Consider the following 18507-nt stretch of genomic DNA (forward strand, 5'->3'; position numbering starts at 1 on the left):
CATGATCGACTTGATGTCTCGCAGCGTCCAGGTGATCCGCGAGAATCAGTCGCCCTCGGGGGCCTATCCGGCGTGCCCGACCTTCTCGGCCTATGCGGGTTACGCGTGGCTCCGCGATGGCGCGTTCATCGCGGAGGGCATGTCCCGCGCGGGCGAGGAGGCCTCGGTCACCGCCTTCCACCAGTGGTGCGCGCGGGTCATCTCCGCACGCGCCGCGCAGGTCGACGACCTGATCGACAGACGCCATGACGAGACGCTCTCACCTGGGGAGATGCTGCCGACCCGGTTCACCCTCGACGGCGCCGACGGCGCCGACGAGTGGTGGGACCACCAGCTCGACGGCTACGGCACGTGGTTGTGGCAGCTCGCCGAGCACGTCCGGCGTTTCGACACCCCGGTTCCCCTCGACGCGGTCCAGGTCGCGGCCCGCTACCTGTCGGCGTTCTGGGACAGCCCCTGCTACGACTGGTGGGAGGAGCACGTCGACCAGCGCCACGTGGCCACGCTCGGCGCGATCCACGCCGGGCTGCGGGCCGCGATCTCGCTCGGGGCGGCGAACCCGGAGATCAAGGAGGCGATCGGCGGCGTCGAGGCGCTGATCGCCGCCGAGGGCGTCTCCGAGAAGGGCCACCTGCGCAAGTGGCTGGGCTCCGACGAGGTCGACGCCAGCCTGCTGGCGTGCGTCGCCCCCTTCGGCGTGTACGCCCCCGACCACCCCGTGGCCGTCGCGACCGTCGCCGAGGTCGAGCGGCAGCTCGCGCACGACGGCGGGGTGTACCGCTACCGGGCCGACACCTTCTACGGCGGCGGCCGGTGGGTGCTGCTGGCCGGGTTCCTCGGCCTGAACCACGCCGCGGCCGGACGTCCCGACGAGGCCCGGCGCTACCTCGGCTGGATGGCCGCGCAGGCCCTGCCCACCGGCGACCTGCCCGAGCAGGTCTCCGACGTGCTGCTCTTCCCCGACCGATATGACGAGTGGCTGCGGCGCTGGGGGACGGTCGCCACCCCCCTGCTGTGGTCGCACGGGATGTACCTGATGCTGGGAGCCGAACTTTGATCCGTCATCGCCCCTACGGCTCCGGCCACCCCTACGCCGAGTCGGAGGACCAGCGGGTTCCGCCGCTGCCGCTCGACGGCGAGGCCGTCGAGCTCCGGGTCCGCTCGTCGGCCGCCGAGGTGGTCTGCGAGTGGGACGGCGCCGACCTGCCCATGTCGCCCGCGTTCGCGGGTGAGGGCCCGGTCGTCACCGACGGCGGGCACCTGGCCGCCGCCCAGGCCAAGGCGGCCCGCGCCGCCAGCGGGTCGTGGACGGTGACCACACCTCCGCTGGTGTTCGGGAATCGCTACCGCTACCGGTTCCGGGAGCCGGGCCGTGCCACCCGGTGGTTCGAGGTGTCGGCGGCGCGGTGGCTGCCCGGGAAGATCACTGTCGTCGGGACCGACCGGGTGGTGCCCGGATCGGTGGAGCAACTGGTCGACGCCGACGGGCCGCGCCGGGTCCGGTTCGTGGTGCGGCTCGCGCCCGGTGATCACCTGGTCGGGTTCGGGGAGCGGTTCAACGCCGTCGACCAGCGGGGCAACGACCTCGACGCGGTCGTGTTCGAGCAGTACAAGGGGCAGGGGGCGGCCAACAGGACGTACCTGCCGATGCCCTTCGCCTTCGTCGTCGGCGACGAGCCGTGGGGCTTCCACGTGCGGACGTCGCGGCGCACCTGGTACTCCACCGAGGGCGACCTGCTGACGATCGAGGCGGAGATCTCCGGCGACGAGCTGGAGATCGTCTTCTACGACGGCCGGCCCGCCGCCGTGCTGGCGGCCTTCCTCGACGAGGTCGGCCACCCGACGGAGCTGCCCTCCTGGGTGTTCCGGCTCTGGGCCAGCGGCAACGAGTGGAACACCCAGGCCCGGGTGCTGCACGAGATGGACCGGCACCGCGAGCACGACATCCCGGTCGGAGCCCTGGTCATCGAGGCGTGGTCGGACGAGACGACCTTCACGGCCTTCCGCGGCGCGGTCTACGAGCCGTCGGAGGAACCGCACTCCCTGAAGGACTACGCCTTCCCCGCCGACGGCCCGTGGCCCGACCCGAAGGGCATGATCGACGAGCTGCACGACCGGGACGTCAAGGTGCTGCTCTGGCAGATCCCGCTGCAGAAGACGCGCCCGCACCCCCGCCACCAGGCGGCGGTCGACGCGCGGCAACTGGTCGAGAAGGGCTACGGCGTCCGCGAGGCGAACGGGAAGCCCTACCGGAACCGGGGCTGGTGGTTCCCGCTGGCGCTGATGCCCGACCTGTCCTCGCAGGAGGTCCGGGACTGGTGGACGGCCAAGCGCGCCTACCTCGTCTCCGAACTGGGCGTCGACGGGTTCAAGACCGACGGCGGCGAGCACGCGTGGGGCCACGACCTGCGCTACGCCGACGGCCGCCGCGGCGACGACGGGAACGGCCTGTTCCCCGTCCACTACGCGCGCGCCTTCGGCGACCTGCTGCGGTCCTGCGGCAAGGCCCCGGTGACGTTCAGCCGGGCCGGGTTCACCGGCTCGCAGCCGCACGGCGCGTTCTGGGCCGGCGACGAGGACTCGACGTGGACCGCCTTCGAGTCGTCGATCCGCGCCGGGATCACCGCCTCGGCGTGCGGGATCGTCTACTGGGGCTGGGACCTGGCCGGGTTCTCCGGCGACCTGCCCACCGCCGAGCTCTACCTGCGCGCGGCCGGCACCTCGGCGTTCATGCCGATCATGCAGTACCACTCCGAGTTCAACCACCACCGCACCCCCGTCCGCGACCGCACGCCCTGGAACATCGCCGAACAGACCGGCGACGACGGGGTCATCCCGGTCTTCCGGGAGTTCGCCAAGCTCAGGGAGCGGCTGGTGCCCTACCTGACCGAGCAGGCGGCGGTCGCGGTACGCGGCGGGAAGCCGCTCATGCGGGGCCTGTTCTTCGACCACATGGAACACGAGTTGTGGTCGTACCCCCTGCAGTTCAAGCTGGGCGACGCGCTGCTCGTCGTCCCCGTCACCACGCCGGGCGCCACCGAGATCGCCGCCTACCTGCCCTCGGGCGAGTGGGTGGACGTGTGGACCGGCGCGGTGCTCAACGGTGGGCGGGAGGTCGTCCTTCCCGCGCCCATCGAGCGTCCTCCAGTGCTCTGCGCCTCCGAGCACTGGCCGCGTCTGAAAGGAATGTTCGCATGACCCGGTTACGCTCGGGCGTCACCGTCGTGGTCCTGGCGCTGCTGACCACGATGTTGTATGCCCTTCCCGCGGCCGCCCTCAGCGGTGTGCACCACAACCCGACCGGCATCGACGACCTCTACTCCACCGAGCCGACCGAGCGCTCTCCCCGCGACCCGATGGCCGGGGAGGCCGTCACCCTCAAGGCCACGACCTGGCCGATCGAGCCGGGTCAGACCGTCTGGATCACCTGGACGAAGAACGGCGTCGCGCAGACCCCGATCGGCGCCGCCTGGGACTACAACCAGGGCGACAACACCTACTGGCGCATCAACATGGGCTCGTTCGCGCGGGGCGACTCGATCTCCTACACCGTCAACGCCGACGTCAACGGCGGCGGGCAGCGCAGCGTGGGCCCGTTCACGTTCAAGGTGACGTCGTGGTCGACGGTCACCAACGTGGTGTCGTACGTGAACAACGGCACCAGCGTCGACGTGACGACCGGCGACTCGGCGGGGTCGTTCACGCCGAAGATCCGCTTCGCCTTCCCCGCGCTCGACCGGTTCCGCACCCAGATCGCCCCTTCCGGCAGCGGCCTGAACATCACCGGCGTGTCCGGCTACACGGTCACCAACTCGGCCTCCACCCTCCAGATCTCGACGCCGTCCCTGGTGCTGAAGATCCAGAAGACGCCCTACCGCCTGTCGGTCTACAAGGGCGACGGCACGACCCTGATCACGCGGCAGTACGACCCGTCGGTGTTCCGGAACATCGGCTGGGCCAGCGACGGCGTGTCGACGATCACGAAGATCGAGGACCACTTCCTGTCGCCGGCCGGTGAACGCTTCGAGGGCTTCGGCGAACGCTACGACCGCCTCGACCAGCGCGGCACCGACGTGCACAACTACGTCTACAACCAGTACCGAGACCAGGGGTCGTGGCGGCGCACCTACCTCTCGGTGCCCTTCTTCCTGAACTCGGCCGGATACGGCGTCTACCTCCCCTCGACCCGCTACTCGGTCTTCAACCTGAACACCCACCTGAGCGACCTGGCCGGATTCACCGTCGACACGAACGGCGCGCTGAACTCGACGCTCGACTACCACTTCTTCGCGGGCACCCCCACGGAGATCGTCGACGACTACACCGCGGTGACCGGCCGGCCGCAACTGCCACCCAAGTGGGCGTTCGGGCTCTGGATGTCGGCCAACGAGTGGAACACCCAGTCGGAGGTCACGGCCGAACTCGCCAACCCGACGACGCACAACATCCCCCACTCGGCGATCGTGCTGGAGCAGTGGAGCGACGAGGCGACCTTCTACGTCTGGCACGGCGCGACGTACACGGCGAAACCCGGCAGCGGGAAACTCGCGCTGAGCGATCTGACGTTCCCGCCGGGGACGGCGTGGAGCAACCCGAAGGCGATGGTCGACGACGCCCATTCCAAGGGCATCAAGGTCATCCTGTGGCAGATCCCGGTGTTCAAGGAGAACTTCGACACCAACCCGTCGACCGCCCCGCAGCAGCACCTCAACGACAAGGCCTACGCGCAGGCGCAGGGCTATGTCGCCGCGCAGCCGGGCGGCGTCTACCGGGTGCCGACGGGCCAGTGGTTCGGCGACAGCATGGTGCCCGACTTCACCTCCTCCGCCGCGCGGAGCTGGTGGATGAGCAAGCGCGACTACCTGATGGACGACGTCGGCATCGACGGATTCAAGACCGACGGCTCCGAGGCGATCTTCGGCCGGAACGTCTCGTTCGCCGACGGCCGCAAGGGCGACGAGATGCACAACGCCTACCCGAACTCCTACCTGTCGGCGTACAACACCTACGTCAAGGGCAAGAAGCCGGACGGCACGATCTTCAGCCGGGCCGGCACCGCCGGGGCGCAGTCGACCTCCATCTTCTGGGCCGGCGACCAGAACTCCTCGTTCCCGGCGTTCCAGGAGGCCGTGCGGGCGCAGCTCTCCGCCGGGCAGTCGGGCGTGCCCTACACCGCGTGGGACATGGCCGGGTTCACCGGCGACTTCCCGAGCGCGGAGCTCTATCTGCGGTCGGCGGCGCAGGCGGCGTTCTCGCCGATCATGCAGTACCACTCGGAGAAGGCCAATCCCGGCGTCTCCGAGGCGCGCACCCCGTGGAACGTGCAGGCCCGGACCGGCAACACGAACGTGATCCCGTACTTCCGCAAGTTCGCCAACGTGCGGATGAACCTGATCCCCTACCTCTACACCGAGGCCAAGTCGTCGTCGGTGACCGGTGTGCCGATGATGCGGGCGATGAGCTTCGCCTTCCCGTCCGACTCCACGGCCGCCGCCCTCGACCAGCAGTACATGTTCGGCCCGCAGCTCCTCGTCGCGCCGATCACCACGGCCGGGGCGACGTCGAAGAACGTCTACCTGCCGTCGGGTGAGTGGTACGACCTGTGGAACGGCGGCCGGTTCACCGGCCCCGGGACGAAGACCTACAACGCCGGGCTGGACACGATCCCCGTCTACGCGAAGGCCGGGGCGATCATCCCGCTGAACCTCAACGCGGGTTACGAGCTGGGCGGGAACATCTCGAACAGCGTGTCGTCCTACGCCAACCTGGTGTTCCGCATCTACCCGTCGGGCAGCTCGTCGTACTCCTACTTCGAGGACTCGGCGGGGCTGAACCGGACGATCACCTCGACCGAGAACTGGGCCGCGCACACGGTCGGCGTCTCGGTGCCCGCGCTGACCACGACCAGCACGCTCCAGGTCGCCTCGACGCAGCCGTCGTCGGTGACCGGCGCGACCGCGCGGGCCTCCCTGGCCGCGCTCCAGTCGGCCTCCGAGGGCTGGTGGTGGGACCCGGTGCAGCAGCTCACGTACGTGAAGCTGGCCTCCAGCGTCTCCGCGCGGTCGGTCACCCTGAACGGGGTCGACAAGGCGGCCTACGAGGCCGAGTTCGGCGCCGGCGTCGGCGTCTCGACCAACACCAACCACGCCGGCTACACCGGCACCGGTTTCGTCGACGGCTTCGCCTCCTCGGGCGACTCGGTGACCTTCCAGCTCAGGGCCGACGCGACCGGCAGCCACCAGCTCAAGTTCCGCTACTCGACGACGGTCGCCTCGACGCGGACCGTCTACGTGGACGGGGTCTCGGTCGGCACGCTCAACCTGCCCGCCCTGCCGAACTGGGACACCTGGGGCACCGCGACGCTCACGACCAACCTCACGGCCGGAGCACGCTCGATCAAGATCGAGTACGCGTCCAACGGCATCAACCTGGACAACCTGGTGGTGGCGCGGCCATGAGACGACTTCTCACGGTATTCGTGGTTCTGGCGAGCAGCTTCCTGGTCGCCCTGCCCGCCCAGGCCGCCGTCCAGCGGGTGCAGTTCACCAGCGGGTCGACGTACCTGATCGCCGAGTTCCTCGACGACGACCTGGTGCACTTCGAGCTCGCCCAGGGCACCAGCCCCGGCACGGGTTCGCCGATCTTCACCACCCCCCAGGTGGCGAAGACCGACTACACCGGGCCGACGTCGTTCAACCAGGTCGGGAACGTCATCACGACGGCGTCCATGAAGGTGGAGGTCACCGCCGGGACGCTCTGCGTCAAGGTCTCCGACCCGACCCGGCTGCTCTACGAGGCCTGCCCGCGCAACCTCTCACAGGCGTGGAAGGGGCTCTCGGTGACGAAGGGCTCCATCCAGCACGCCTACGGCCTCGGCCAGCAGTTCTTCACCGGCGGCAGCGCCGACGGCGACTGGGTCGGCCGGACCCGGTCGCCCGGCGGCGCCTACGGCAACGCCATGGTCTGGGACCCCGACAACGGCCCCGTGGGCAACACCCAGATCCCGGTGCTGTTCGCGGTGGGGGCGTCCAACCTGAACTACGGCCTGTTCCTGGACCAGGTCTACAAGCAGGAGTGGAACCTCAACGGCGACCCGTGGACCATCGACACCTGGGGCGACCAGCTCCGGTGGTACACGATGACCGGCCCCGACCTGCCCGACCTGCGCAAGGACTACCTGGAGCTGACCGGCCGCCCGCCGGTGCCGCCGAAGAAGGCGTTCGGCCTGTGGGTGTCGGAGTTCGGCTACGACGACTGGACCGAGATCGACAACCGGCTGGCCGGGCTGCGCACGGCCAAGTTCCCCGTGGACGGGTTCGTGCTCGACCTGCCGTGGTTCGGCGGGGTGACGGCCGGGTCGGACAACACGCTGATGGGCTCGCTGACGTGGGACACGACCGACTTCCCGGCTCCGGCCACGAAGATCGCCGACTATTCGACGAACCAGGGTGTCGGGCTGATGACGATCGAGGAGTCGTACATCGGCAAGAACCGCCCCGAACACGCCGACATGGCCTCACGCGGCTATCTGGTGCGGGCGGGCTGCTCGTCGTGCGCGCCGACCTACCTGACCACCAACGACTGGTGGGGCCGCGGCGGGATGATCGACTGGACGCAGAACGCGGCCGGCGACTATTGGCATGGTCTGAAACGTCAGGCTCTTAGTAATCAGGGCATTCTGGGGCACTGGCTCGACCTGGGCGAACCGGAGATGTACGACCCCGCCGACTGGGTCTCCGGGGTCATGCCGGGCAAGCACGCGCACGCCGACTACCACAACGTCTACAACCTGAAGTGGGCCGAGAGCATCGCGCGGAACTACGCTTCGGGCACGAAGCGGCCGTTCATGCTCGCGCGGTCGGGCGCGGGCGGCATGCAGCGGCACGGTGTGGCGATGTGGTCGGCCGACATCGGGTCGAAGCTGACCGCGCTGGCCCAGCAGCAGAACGCCCAGATGCACATGTCGATGTCCGGGATCGACTACTACGGCTCCGACATCGGCGGATTCCGGCGCGAGATGCTCGACAGCGACCTGAACGAGCTCTACACGCAGTGGTTCGCCAACGGCGCCTGGTTCGACGTGCCGCTGCGCCCGCACACCGAGAACCTGTGCAACTGCGCGGCGACCTCGCCGGACTCGATCGGGCACGTGGCCAGCAACCTGGGGAACCTGCGGCGGCGGTATGAGCTGACGCCGTACTACTACTCGCTGGCGCACCGGGCCTACCTCACGGGCGAGCCGGTGGTGCCGCCGCTGGTGTACCAGTACCAGAACGACACGAACGTCCGGGAGATGGGCAACGAGAAACTGATCGGCAAGGACCTGCTGGTCGGGGTCGTGGCCGGGGCGAACGAGCGGTCGCGGAACATGTACCTGCCCGCGGGGACCTGGTATGACTACGCGACCAACGAGAAGCTCGTCTCCACCGGCCAGTGGTTCAACGACCGACCGCTGTGGGTGAACGGCGAGTTCCGGCTGCCGACGTTCGCACGGGCCGGGGCGATCATTCCCAAGATGTTCGTGGACGACAAGACCATGAACGTCGTCGGAAAGCGCACCGACGCCTCCACGCGGAACGAGCTCGTCGCACGGGTCTACGCGTCGCCGACCGCGAGCTCCTTCACCCTCTACGAGGACGACGGGTCCTCCACCGGCTACAAGACCGGCTCGGTGCGGACCACCGCGTTGAGCCAGTCTGTCTCGGGGTCGGTGGCGACCGTGACGGTCGCGGCCTCTTCCGGGACGTACACCGGAGCGCCTTCCTCGCGCTCGAACGTGGTGGAACTGGTGGCGGACACGCAGGCCAGCGCGGTGACCCTGAACGGGTCGGCACTCACGCAGTACTCCTCCAAGACCGCTTTCGACGCGGCCTCCAGCGGGTGGTACAACGCGGGTGGCGGCGTGATCGTCGCCAAGTCGGCATCGGTGGCGGTCGGGACGGCGAAGACGTTCGCGTTCACCACCGGGCAGACGCCGTCGTCGATGACGTTCAGTTGCGCAGCGGGGACGACGGTTTCCGGACAGTCGGTTTACGCGGTGGGGAACGTGCCGCAGCTCGGGGCGTGGTCGGTGGCCAGCGCGGTCAAACTTTCGCCTACCTCTTATCCGACGTGGACGGGGACCATCTCGAAGCTGCCGCCTGGGGCTTCGGTCGAGTGGAAGTGCGTGAAACGGCAGGAGGCCGGGTTCCCGGACACGGCTGACGCTTGGGAACCGGGCGGGAACACGGTGTTCACGGCACCGGCGAGCGGATCGGGAGGGACGACCTCAGGCTCATTCTGACATCGCCACACGATTAGGAAATGTGCCCGGATTCTCGGATCCGGGCACATTTCGTATTCGACCATCACATTTGACCGCGTGGAGATCTTTCTGGACATACTGTGACACCTTCGGCATCGCAAGCCATCTTGAGCTTCCTCGACCGGCCCACCTTCATGATGAGCGCGTACGTGTTCGGGCGCCCACGCCTACTTGTCCACATGCTCCCGTACCGCAGGGAGAGCGGCCTCGTAGCCATCTTGCCGGCGGGGATTCACAGATCGCCTTTGTTACTCTTCATGCCTTCTTCGGCCCCTGACCACCGGCCGGAGGTAAGTCGTGGTAGGACTCATCCGACATTCCCGGTAGGAGGCCACGCGTGATGGTGATGTAGACCTTGCCATAGGTGGTCTGCGTCTTCCACAGCAGGAACTGGTCCACGTCGTGTTCGGACAGTCGCCGCAACAGGCCGAGCAGATCTTGGAACTCTTCGTCCGAGAGGGAACCGGTCATGCCGATCACGATCTCCGATGAACATCCCGAGCGCCACCTCGCGCGGCTGGGAACGGTCTTCGCCCGGTTCGACCGGCAGGACTCCGGCAACGTCTCCTACGGCGTCGCCGCCGACGGCCACCGCCACTTCGTGAAGACCGCGGGCCACCCCGACGACACTCCCTTTCTCACCCACGCCCAGCGCGTCGACCTGCTGCGCAACGCGGTCCGGCTCGCCCGGGCCTACCGGCACCCCGCGCTACCGGCTCTCCGCGCGGTCATCGACTCGGCGCACGGCCCGATGCTCGTCTACGACTGGGCCGACGGCGAACTGGTCGGCGTGCCACGCGAGCACCGCGACGACCCCGCCTCCGCCTACCGGCGCTTCCTCGCCCTGCCGCCCGTCCGCGTCCTCACCGCCCTCGACACGGTCGTCGACGTCCACGACCTGCTCGACCGGGCCGGCGAGGTCGCCGGGGACTTCTACGACGGTTGTCTCCTTTACGACTTCACGCCCCACCGCCTGTCCCTGATCGACCTGGACGACTACCGTCCCGAGCCCTACCGCAACGACATGGGCCGCATATTCGGCTCCTCCCGCTTCATGGCATCGGAGGAGTTCACCCCGGGCGCCCTCATCGACCAGCGCGCCGGCGTCTTCACCATGGGCCGCCCGGCTCTTCCTCGGCGACCACCTCCACGGCCCTCTGCACGAGATTGTCACCCGCGCGACACAAGCCGGCCCGGCTGACCGCCACGCCTCGCTGCCCGAGTTCTGCGCCGCCTGGCGGAAAGCGCGGCGAAACTAATAGGTGATGGAGCACCCGACGGCGGTGGGCAACGGCGACAGCGTCGCATTGGGCACCAGGATTTCGAACCCGAAGTACGCACTCTGGCCCGCGGGGATGATTTTGTTCCACGCCGCGGGGCTCCACTGATAGGTCGACGGCCTCGTGATGTTCCAGTAGCGCTGGACGACCGCGCCCTGGGAATAGGCGAAGCCGATGATCGCGTCCCAGTTGGTCGACGCGACCGTTCCGGTGTTACCGAACTTCGCGTCGACCTGCCACAGGTGCTGCGTGCCGACCATGCCTCGCCAGTTCGCCGTGAACGTCAGCGCGCAGGTGGTGGCGGCATGGGCGGGAGTCACGAAGGCGAGCGCGCCGAATAGGGCGGCCAGCAGAAACGCGGTCAGGCGCCGACGGGCACGTCGTTCTGTCATGGGCCTCTCCTGTCAGGAAGCGCGCATTTCCAAAAACGCGCACGGCGATGACCGAACGTTACGATCGGCTTAGACCACCGTCAATTGTCAATGAAAGTTACAGTTTATTCCGGATTTTCGCGAACACCGGAATGCGTGAATTGACGTGGCGAATCCCCGGGATCGGGCGTGACCTGCGCATCTCGACACCGCCGCCGAGAACGCCCGTAGTGGCCCTAAATGAATTGCCCGGGTTCCCCGCCCGATGGAAGTGTCGGCCGGGCCGAGCAATCGTGAGAGGAACCCGCGACATGGCCGCTTCCAGCACTCCGTCCACGACCGAACCCGAAGTCCGCACCGCCGCCGGTGTGCTGCGGGGCACCAGGGAGGCGGGCCTGGCCGTGTTCCGCGGTGTCCCGTTCGCCGAACCGCCCGTCGGAGCTCTGCGGTTCCGGGCGCCGCGGCCCGCGCGGAGCTGGGACGGGGTCCGGCCCGCTCTCGAACACGGCCCGCCGCCGCCCCAGTCCGGCGTGCTCGGGGCGTCGGGGAAGGCGGGCGACGACTGGCTGACGCTCAACGTCTGGACCCCCGACCCCGGCGCGGCGCTCCCGGTCATGGTCTGGATCCCCGGCGGGGGTTACGCCATGGGCCACTCCGGCCTGCCCGAATACGACGCCGGGCACATCGCCTCAACCGGAACGGTCGTCGTCACGATCAACTACCGTCACGGCATCGAGGGCTTCGCGCACATCGACGGAGCTCCGGCCAACCGAGGGCTGCTCGACCAGGTCGCCGCCCTGGAATGGGTCCGGGACGACATCCGGGTCTTCGGCGGCGACCCCGGCCGGGTCACGGTCTTCGGCCAGTCGGCGGGCGGCGGTTCGGTCGCCGCGCTCCTCGCCATGCCCGGAGCCGCCGGCCTCTTCCACCGGGCGATCGCGCAGAGCGTCCCCGGGACGTTCTTCTCCCCCGAGCTCGCCGCCGACATCGCCGCCGCGTTCGCCGCCGAGGCGGGGGTCGAACCCACGGTCGCCGGGATGTCGGAGGTGCCTCCCGGCCTGATGCCCGAGGTCGGCGACGCGGTGTTCGCCAAGATGGCCGCGTGGCGGGAGCGGTGGGGCGTGATCACCCATCGGCCGATCCCGTTCGCGCCGGTCGTCGACGGCGACGTCCTGCCCGTCACGCCATGGCAGGCGCTCCAGAGCGGTGCGGCCCGGGACGTCGCGCTGGTCGTCGGCCACACCCGTGACGAGCACCGGCTGTTCAGCCTGATCGACGGCACGCTCGGCCAGGTCACCCACGAGCGGGCCGAGGCCGCCCTGCGCGTGCTCGCGCCGGGGTCCTACCGCGAGGCGTTCCCGGCGGCGTCCGACGAGGAGGTCTACGAGCTGGTCAACGCCGACTGGTTGTTCCGGATGCCGAGTGTCCGTCTGGCCGAGGCGCAGGTCGCGGGTGGTGGCCGGGCGCATCTGTTCGAGCTGACCTGGCCCGCCCCGAACTTCGGCGCGTGTCACGGCCTCGACGTGCCGCTCGTCTTCGGCAACCTGACCGGCGGCCAGACCGCCGTGCTGGTCGGCGAACCGTCACCGGAGGCGGCGGAGTTGTCCGGGCGGATGAGAGGATCGTGGACGGCCTTCGCCGCGCACGGCGACCCGGGCTGGCCCGCCTACACGACCGGCGAACGCCTCACCCGGATCTTCGACACCCCCTCGACGGTCGCCCCCTACCCGGAGGAGACCTCGCGGCTGCTCTGGAAAGACCACGCCTTCTCGGCACTGCCGCTCCTCTAGGACAGACTTCGAAGAACACGGGGGTGCCCGATGAAGCTCAGAGTCGAGCGTGACCTGCGCGTGCCGATGCGCGACGGGACCGTCCTGCTGGCCGACCGGTGGTCGCCGCCGGACGGCGACGGGCTGCCGGTCGTGCTGGTGCGCACGCCCTACGGCCGGCGGCGGGCCGTCCGGCAGATCGTCGGGCCGCTGGTCGAGGGCGGTTTCCAGGCGGTGGTGCAGAGCACGCGCGGAACGTTCGGGTCGGGCGGCGGGTTCGACCCCCTGCGGCGCGAGCGCGACGACGGCCTCGACACGGTCGAGTGGGTCACCGCGCAACCGTGGTTCGGCGAGGCGATGGTCCTGTACGGCATGAGTTACCTCGGATTCGCCCAGTGGGCCGTGGCCGACGCGCTGCCGCCGCAGGTCAAGGCACTCGTGCCGGGGGTTTCCGAATCGGCGCTCACCCTGGAGTTCCTGCGGGCCGACGGGTTCTCGCTGGAGACGCCGTTCTCGTGGGGCGTCATGGTCGGCGTACAGGAACGGCCGTTCTTCCTGCTGCGGATGCTGCTCGGCGGCCGACGACTCCAGCGGGCCCTGCGCACCCTGCCCCTGAACCGCGCCGACACCGCCGCGCTGGGGCGGCGCAGCGACTACATCCAGGACATCCTGCGGCACGACACCGGCAGCCCGTTCTGGCGGGAAGCCGACCACCGGCACCGGGTGGGCGGCGTCCGGGTGCCGGTGAGCCTGGTCGGCGGCTGGTTCGACATCTTCCTCCCCGGCCAGCTCCGCGACTTCCAGGCGTCGCCGGACGCGCGCCTCACGGTCGGCCCGTGGACCCACGTCTCCCCCGGGGTCATGGACGCCCAGGTCGCCGAGGCCCTGGAGTTCGCCCTGCCGCTGGCCCGGGGCGGGACGCCGGCGGAGCGCGCGCCGGTCCGCCTGTACGTCATGGGCGAGGAGAAGTGGCGCGACTTCCCGTCGTGGCCGCCGCCCGGCTACCCGGCCCGGCGCTTCCACCTCCACCCCGGCGGCGTGCTCGCGACCGGCACGCCGGACGAGTCGGAGCCGAGCCGCTTCCGCTACGACCCCGCCGACCCCACCCCCGCCGTGGGCGGCGTCCGGATGGCCTTCGGCGTGGCGGCGGGCCCCGTCGACAACACCGCCCTCGAAAGCCGGGCCGACGTCCTCACCTTCACCACGCCCCCGCTGGAGGAGGCCGTCGAGGTCGTCGGCGAGGTGCGGGCCGAGGTCTTCTTCCGCTCCAGCCTGCCGCACGCCGACGTGTTCGTCCGGCTGTGCGACGTCGGTCCCGACGGCCGTTCGACCAACGTGTGCGACGGCCTGACCGGCGTCGCAGGGGCCGACGAGGTCACGGCCGTCGACGTGCGCCTCTGGCCGACCGCCCACGTGTTCGGGCCGGGCCACCGCATCCGCGTCCAGGTCTCCAGCGGGGCGTTCCCCCGCTACAACCGCAACCCCGGCACCGGCGAACCGCGCGCCACCGCCACCACGCTGCGCGTCGCCGACCAGGAGGTGTTCCACGACCCGGGCCGTCCGTCGGCCCTCGTCCTGCCGGTCCGGGCCGCCGGTCCTACGCTGGAAAGATGACGATCTTCGGGGACCCGATCGACGTGCGCCGCCTCTTTCCCGCCGAGCGGCGGGCCCTGCTGGAGGTGCTCGACGGGCTCTCGCCGGACGACTGGACCCGGCCGACCGTCTGCCCCGGCTGGGACGTCCACGACGTCGCCGCCCACCTCCTCCACGACTACGCCCGGCGGTTGTCCGGCAGCCGTGACGGGCATCGGGGCGACGGCTTCCGCGACGGCGAGACGCTGCCCGTGTTCCTCGCGCGGGTCAACGACGAGTTCGTGCGGGCGGCGCGGGCCTTCTCCCCGGCGGTCCTGCTCGACCAGATCCGGCATCTGGGCGTCCAACTGGACGCGTACTGGGGGGCCACGGACCTCGACGGCCCCGCCGACCTGGACGTCTCGTGGGCGGCGACCGACGTGCCGAGCCCGGCGTGGCTCGACGTGGCGCGGGAGTACACCGAGTGCTGGGTGCACCAGCAGCAGATCCGTGACGCGGTGTCCCGCCCGGGTGCGCTCGGCGACGACCTCGCCGGTCCGGTCGCCGACACGTTCGCGCGGGCGCTGCCGTTCGCGCTGCGGGGCCTGGCACGCGACGAGGGCACGTCCGTCGTGCTGAAGGTGGACGGGCGCGAGTGGTCGGCGGTGTGGCGGGCGGGCCGGTGGCGTATGGGCGCCGGGGATCCGGCCGCCGAGGTGGCCATGGACTTCGACACGTTCTGGCGGCTGGGCGGCAGGGGGATCACCGTCGAGGAGGGCCGCCGGAGGGCCGTGGTGAGCGGCGACCCGGAGCTGACGCGGGCGGCCACCACACTGCTGGCCGTGGTGGCCTGACGGTCAGGAGGCGGGGCCGACGTCGGGATCGGGTTCGGGCATGTCGGATTCTTCGAAGTCCACCACGTCGTCGGCCTCCTCCAGCGGCTCAGGGTCGCGGGGGACGGGGTGGTCGGGGGTCTCGGTCTCGGCGCCCGACCGTTGGGCGACGATCTGGCTCTCGCCGTCTATGCCACGGTTTTCGACCATGGGTGACCCGTGCCCGGCACACCGGGTCGTACACGTGAAGGGGGCCGGGCGGTCAGACGGCCGGGATGTTGTGACACGGGCTCAGAGGATCATGCACCCCCGGGCCGGATAACGGCTCGATGCCGATCCTTTCAACATTCTGTTGACAACATTTCGTTGAAAGCGCCATGATGGCGGGCGTGTACGCATCACTGACCCACATCGCCACCCGCCACGCCACGACCGAGACCCAGCGCTCCCGCCAGGTCCACCCGACGGTGCTCGGCGCCCACGAGGCGGTCCGCCTCGTCACCATGCTGGCCGCCGGCTCCGCCGCCCCCGACCCCGGCGAACCGGAGGTCGACGCCTCCGACCTGACCGCGGCCCTGACGCTGATGCCCCTGGTCAGAGGCGAGATCGACCAACTGGAGGCGAGCCTGCTGCTGATCGCCCGGGGGCGCGGGCTGACGTGGCAGGAGATCGCGAACGCCCTGGGCCTCGGCTCGCCCCAGGCAGCCAAACAGCGCTACGAACGCCTGGCCGGCCGCGTCGCTACCTGAGCACCCATTCCACCCGCGCCCGCAACTTCTCCGGCGCCTTCGGGAGGAGCCCGGCCAGTTCCTCCCGCAAGGCCTCGTCGGGGCACGACCGGTGGAGCGCGACCGGCACCCGGTCACACCACACCCGCAGGTCCGTCGACGCGACGGCCGCCAGGTCGGGGTCGTCGAGCAGCAGCAGGTCTGCCTTCAGCCGCGTCCACGGATCGGCGGCGACCAGCAGGCGATGCCCGGCCCGCCGCACGTGCGGCGGATTGGCCCGATCGAGCAGCCCGAAATCCGGCGCGGCCCCGGCGTCCCGCAGGCTCTTGGCCACCTCCCGAACCACCCGCGCCGACGGGTCGCGGACCAGCGGGGCCACGTCGTCATGCCGTCCCCACACCCGCAGGGCGGTGACCGCGGCGGCCCGTACCCGCGCCCGCGTATCCCGCAGGAACGGGACGACCCGATCGGCGTCGGCGGGCCCGCCGCTCTCCCCCAGCCCCAGGAGCGAGACGGCACTCCCCAGACCGGCGCGATACCAGGGCGCGGGGTCGCCCCCCGCCCGCCTGACGAGTCCCTGGGCCGTCAGACGAACGACCTTCGAGCGGTCGCCGAGGAACTCGCCGCCCCGATGCGGAGCCAAGACCAGCGCACGGGCTCTGACCTGGGCGAACGGCGACCGGAGGAACGGCTCCGGGTCGCTCCGCTCGATCAGGTACATCGCCGCACGGAGCAGCGCACCCGGCGCGGTCATCCGCTCGTGCAGACCGCGCACGGCCTCGACGTCGTCCCGCCGGATCAGTTCCTCGACGACGAGACGCATCGTCGGCCCGTCGAAGTCGGCGTGCGCGTCGAGGGCGATCACCGGGCGGAGCAGGTCGAGCAGGCCCGGCCCGCCGATCCTGCCGCGCAGCCGCATGGCGGTCGGGATCATGAGCCGCGCCGCCTCGGGCCGCGTCGCGACGTTGACGAGGATGTGCCGGGCGTACTCGCGCACCGGCCCGGCCCAGTCGAGGGCCCGGATGACGAGCAGCGGCCACAACACCGGGTGGCGCGCGAGCTGCGGGATCGCCCGCTCCCGGAACTCTCCCCGGCTGCTGCACGCCATCAGCAGCACGTGGACCGGCCGCCGCATCAGCGTGACGTCCCGCGGCGCCTGGAGGTAGTGGCCGGAGCGGATCGACTCGTCCAAGGCGATCCACGTGCCGGGGGTCAGCTCCCAGAGCCGGCTCTCCGGGACGGCGCCGTCGAACAGGTCGTACACGCTGATCTGCATACGAGATGGTCGCAGCTCCGGCAGCGGCCATTCGACCCGTTCAGTGACGCATCAGCCGGACTGCCCGTCGCTGCGGATGGTCAGCGCCCAGCCCTCACCAGGCGACTGCCGCACCCCATCCTCGACCGCGTCAGCGGACCGCCAGGCCGGTGACCGCCCGGGAGATGATCAGTCGCTGGATCTCCGACGTGCCCTCGAAGATGGTGAAGATCTTCGCGTCGCGGTGGAAGCGCTCCACCGGGTGGTCGCGCGTGTAGCCCGCCCCGCCCAGCACCTGGATCGCCTGCTCCGTCACCCACACCGCCGTCTCCCCCGCCACCAGCTTCGACATCGACCCCTCGGCCTGGGAGAACCCGGCCCCCTGACGCCCCATCCAGGCCGCCTTCCATGTCAGCAGCCGCGCCACCTCGATCCGGGTCGCCATGTCGGCCAGCAGGAAGGCGATGGCCTGGTTCTCGCCGATGGCCCGCCCGAACTGCCGCCGCTCCCCCGCGTAGTCCCGCGCGTACTCGAACGCCGCTCGCGCGATCCCCACCGCCATCGACGCCACGACGGGGCGGGTCGCCTCGAAGGTCCGCAGCGCGGCCTGCCCGCCCGACTTCTGCCCGGACCGCGCCCGCGCCAGCCGCTCCTCCATCTTCTCCACCCCGCCCAGCAGGCACGAGGCCGGCAGCACCACGTCGTCCAGGACCACCTCGGCGGTGTGGGAGGCCCGGATGCCGTGCTTGCGGAACTTCTGGCCCTGGGAGAAGCCCGGGGTGCCGGGCGGGACGACGAACGTCACCTGCCCGCGCGCGCCCAGCGACGGGTCGACGGTCGCCACGACGATGTGGACGGCGGCGATGCCGCCGTTCGACACCCAGGTCTTGGTCCCGTTCAGGCGGAAGTCGCCGGAGGGCAACCGGGTGGCATGCGTCCTGATGGCGCCCACGTCGGAGCCCGCGTCGGGCTCCGAGGCGCAGAAGGCGCCCACCGCCACGTCGTCTGGTGTGCCGAACATGACCGGCAACCACGTGCCCACCTGTTCGTCGGTCCCGTTGGCCGACAACGCGGCGGCGGCCAGGCCCGTCGCGGTCAGTGACAGGCCGATGCCGGCGTCGCCCCAGAACAGTTCCTCGAAGGCGACCGGCAACCCGAGGCCGCTGCTCTCGAACCACTGCGTGGCGAAGAAGTCCATCGAATAGAGGCCGATCTTGGCCGCCTCCTGGAGCACCGGCCACGGGGTCTCCTCGCGGTCGTCCCACAGGGCGCCGGCGGGGCGGACGACGTCTCGGGCGAACGCGTGCACCCACTCGCGGACCTCACGGACGTCGTCGGGCAATTCCGGGTTGAAGGTCGTCACCGCCACAGGCTACCCCTTGACGTTCATGTTCC

The 18507-nt window shown here is 70.3% G+C and carries 14 protein-coding genes; 9 read left to right on the forward strand and 5 right to left on the reverse strand.

Going from position 1 to position 18507, the window contains the following annotated elements; genetic code table 11:
- Positions 1-13 precede the first annotated feature (13 nt).
- The 4 genes from AW273_RS14270 to AW273_RS14285 are packed head-to-tail and all read left to right on the forward strand — an operon-like array spanning position 14 to position 9283.
- Positions 14-1057: a glycoside hydrolase family 15 protein gene (locus tag AW273_RS14270; RefSeq protein ID WP_198168143.1), complete on the forward strand. Its 1044-nt coding sequence runs from the start codon at positions 14-16 to the stop codon at positions 1055-1057.
- Positions 1054-3198, forward strand: coding sequence for a glycoside hydrolase family 31 protein (locus AW273_RS14275; RefSeq protein ID WP_062348791.1), 2145 nt, complete (start codon positions 1054-1056; stop codon positions 3196-3198). Before AW273_RS14270 ends, AW273_RS14275 begins: the two co-directional genes overlap by 4 nt.
- On the forward strand, positions 3195-6458 hold the full coding sequence (locus tag AW273_RS14280) for a TIM-barrel domain-containing protein (RefSeq protein WP_062348792.1): 3264 nt from the start codon (positions 3195-3197) through the stop codon (positions 6456-6458). Before AW273_RS14275 ends, AW273_RS14280 begins: the two co-directional genes overlap by 4 nt.
- On the forward strand, positions 6455-9283 hold the full coding sequence (locus AW273_RS14285) for a TIM-barrel domain-containing protein (protein ID WP_062348793.1): 2829 nt from the start codon (positions 6455-6457) through the stop codon (positions 9281-9283). Before AW273_RS14280 ends, AW273_RS14285 begins: the two co-directional genes overlap by 4 nt.
- A gap of 276 nt (positions 9284-9559) precedes the next feature.
- Here AW273_RS14285 and AW273_RS14290 read toward each other — a convergent pair whose 3' ends face one another.
- The gene (locus tag AW273_RS14290) at positions 9560-9775 is read right to left on the reverse strand and encodes a hypothetical protein (protein ID WP_062348794.1); all 216 of its coding nucleotides are present in this window, start codon (positions 9773-9775) and stop codon (positions 9560-9562) included.
- Between AW273_RS14290 and AW273_RS14295 the strand changes: the two genes are divergently transcribed.
- The gene (locus AW273_RS14295; RefSeq protein WP_062348795.1) at positions 9774-10505 is read left to right on the forward strand and encodes a hypothetical protein; all 732 of its coding nucleotides are present in this window, start codon (positions 9774-9776) and stop codon (positions 10503-10505) included. The genes AW273_RS14290 and AW273_RS14295 overlap by 2 nt on opposite strands.
- A 54-nt stretch (positions 10506-10559) precedes the next feature.
- On the opposite strand, the gene AW273_RS14300 is transcribed toward AW273_RS14295, so the two are convergent.
- Complete coding sequence (locus AW273_RS14300; protein WP_062348796.1) at positions 10560-10976, reverse strand: cellulose binding domain-containing protein; 417 nt, start codon at positions 10974-10976, stop codon at positions 10560-10562.
- A 290-nt stretch (positions 10977-11266) separates the two neighbouring features.
- On the opposite strand from AW273_RS14300, the gene AW273_RS14305 reads away from it, so the two are divergent.
- The 3 genes from AW273_RS14305 to AW273_RS14315 are packed head-to-tail and all read left to right on the forward strand — an operon-like array spanning position 11267 to position 15150.
- Positions 11267-12745: a carboxylesterase/lipase family protein gene (locus AW273_RS14305; RefSeq protein ID WP_062348797.1), complete on the forward strand. Its 1479-nt coding sequence runs from the start codon at positions 11267-11269 to the stop codon at positions 12743-12745.
- A 30-nt stretch (positions 12746-12775) separates the two neighbouring features.
- Positions 12776-14338, forward strand: a complete 1563-nt coding sequence (locus AW273_RS14310) for a CocE/NonD family hydrolase (RefSeq protein ID WP_062348798.1) — start codon at positions 12776-12778, stop codon at positions 14336-14338.
- Positions 14335-15150 (forward strand): maleylpyruvate isomerase family mycothiol-dependent enzyme, encoded by an 816-nt coding sequence (locus tag AW273_RS14315; protein ID WP_062348799.1) that lies wholly within the window; start codon positions 14335-14337, stop codon positions 15148-15150. Before AW273_RS14310 ends, AW273_RS14315 begins: the two co-directional genes overlap by 4 nt.
- A 3-nt stretch (positions 15151-15153) precedes the next feature.
- On the opposite strand, the gene AW273_RS14320 is transcribed toward AW273_RS14315, so the two are convergent.
- Positions 15154-15339, reverse strand: a complete 186-nt coding sequence (locus AW273_RS14320) for a hypothetical protein (protein ID WP_062348800.1) — start codon at positions 15337-15339, stop codon at positions 15154-15156.
- Between the two features lie 170 nt (positions 15340-15509).
- On the opposite strand from AW273_RS14320, the gene AW273_RS14325 reads away from it, so the two are divergent.
- Positions 15510-15878 carry a DNA-binding protein gene (locus AW273_RS14325; RefSeq protein WP_439648631.1) on the forward strand — a complete coding sequence of 123 codons (369 nt, stop codon included), beginning with the start codon at positions 15510-15512 and terminating at the stop codon, positions 15876-15878.
- Here the strand turns inward: AW273_RS14325 and AW273_RS14330 are convergent.
- Positions 15871-17133 (reverse strand): hypothetical protein, encoded by a 1263-nt coding sequence (locus AW273_RS14330; RefSeq protein WP_062348802.1) that lies wholly within the window; start codon positions 17131-17133, stop codon positions 15871-15873. The two genes, AW273_RS14325 and AW273_RS14330, sit on opposite strands and share 8 nt — an antisense overlap.
- A 130-nt stretch (positions 17134-17263) precedes the next feature.
- Positions 17264-18475: an acyl-CoA dehydrogenase family protein gene (locus AW273_RS14335; protein ID WP_083949777.1), complete on the reverse strand. Its 1212-nt coding sequence runs from the start codon at positions 18473-18475 to the stop codon at positions 17264-17266.
- Positions 18476-18507 lie beyond the last annotated feature (32 nt).

Origin of the sequence: Herbidospora yilanensis (assembly GCF_001570565.1) — a bacterium.
GTDB classification, from domain to species: domain Bacteria; phylum Actinomycetota; class Actinomycetes; order Streptosporangiales; family Streptosporangiaceae; genus Herbidospora; species Herbidospora yilanensis.

Excerpts from the sequence above, each read along its gene's own strand:
- AW273_RS14305 (WP_062348797.1), top strand. The coding sequence starts at position 11,267 with ATGGCCGCTTCCAGCACTCCGTCCACGACCGAACCCGAAGTCCGCACC.
- AW273_RS14315 (WP_062348799.1), top strand. The coding sequence starts at position 14,335 with ATGACGATCTTCGGGGACCCGATCGACGTGCGCCGCCTCTTTCCCGCC.
- AW273_RS14310 (WP_062348798.1), top strand. The coding sequence starts at position 12,776 with ATGAAGCTCAGAGTCGAGCGTGACCTGCGCGTGCCGATGCGCGACGGG.
- AW273_RS14300 (WP_062348796.1), bottom strand. The coding sequence starts at position 10,976 with ATGACAGAACGACGTGCCCGTCGGCGCCTGACCGCGTTTCTGCTGGCC.
- AW273_RS14320 (WP_062348800.1), bottom strand. The coding sequence starts at position 15,339 with ATGGTCGAAAACCGTGGCATAGACGGCGAGAGCCAGATCGTCGCCCAA.
- AW273_RS14285 (WP_062348793.1), top strand. The coding sequence starts at position 6,455 with ATGAGACGACTTCTCACGGTATTCGTGGTTCTGGCGAGCAGCTTCCTG.
- AW273_RS14290 (WP_062348794.1), bottom strand. The coding sequence starts at position 9,775 with ATGACCGGTTCCCTCTCGGACGAAGAGTTCCAAGATCTGCTCGGCCTG.
- AW273_RS14280 (WP_062348792.1), top strand. The coding sequence starts at position 3,195 with ATGACCCGGTTACGCTCGGGCGTCACCGTCGTGGTCCTGGCGCTGCTG.
- AW273_RS14295 (WP_062348795.1), top strand. The coding sequence starts at position 9,774 with ATGCCGATCACGATCTCCGATGAACATCCCGAGCGCCACCTCGCGCGG.
- AW273_RS14325 (WP_439648631.1), top strand. The coding sequence starts at position 15,510 with ATGGCGGGCGTGTACGCATCACTGACCCACATCGCCACCCGCCACGCC.
- AW273_RS14330 (WP_062348802.1), bottom strand. The coding sequence starts at position 17,133 with ATGCAGATCAGCGTGTACGACCTGTTCGACGGCGCCGTCCCGGAGAGC.
- AW273_RS14270 (WP_198168143.1), top strand. The coding sequence starts at position 14 with ATGTCTCGCAGCGTCCAGGTGATCCGCGAGAATCAGTCGCCCTCGGGG.